This is a genomic window from Campylobacter coli LMG 9860 (assembly GCF_000254135.1).
GTDB classification, from domain to species: domain Bacteria; phylum Campylobacterota; class Campylobacteria; order Campylobacterales; family Campylobacteraceae; genus Campylobacter_D; species Campylobacter_D coli.
The window spans coordinates 1-558 of record NZ_AINS01000138.1 but is presented as its reverse complement, the minus strand read 5'-3'; the positions used below and the strand labels follow the sequence as shown (position 1 = coordinate 558).

The 558-nt window shown below is 29.0% G+C and carries 1 protein-coding gene; it reads right to left on the bottom strand.

The features are described 5' to 3' along the window. Positions 1 to 512, bottom strand: a 512-nt coding sequence (locus CCO88_RS09765) for a replication initiation protein (RefSeq protein ID WP_002840731.1), incomplete at its 3' end; no start/stop codon positions are given. Positions 513 to 558 lie beyond the last annotated feature (46 nt).

Here is a 558-nt window from a genome sequence, read left to right as displayed (position 1 = left end):
CCTGTGGTTCTAAATTGCTTTAAAAGGCGGTAAAGTGTTTTAGCATATTTACCGCTAAGGGCTATAAATTCTTCAAGTTCAAAAGCTGTAAAATTAGTAGTTAATTGATTGACTAAATAAGCAAAATCAGGGTTTATTTTTAGGGTTATTCTGTTAAATAAAGTGCTTTCATCATATCCATCATCAGGATTTCTTTTAACATAGTGTATTTCCATTGTTTCAAACAAATTTACATATTTGTGTATAACTTCTGTCCTTGTTTCTATGATTTGTTTAAAATTTGCCTTGAAAAATTTATATTTTAAGCTGTTGATATTCTCTGTTAAATATTCTTTTGAATTAGAAAGCTTTTCATTAATTTTAAAATCATTGGCATAGAGATTAACTACATTGTCTATGCCTTTTTCTTTAATTCTTGCAAAGATTAAAAACAAAAGGTTTTGCTCTTGCTCTGTAAAGCTAGGCAACTGAATTTTATTAAAATCATTATGGTATTTAACTATATCACTCATAGAATTTCCCTATAAACCCTAAGGCAAGGGGCTTTTCTGCCCCTGC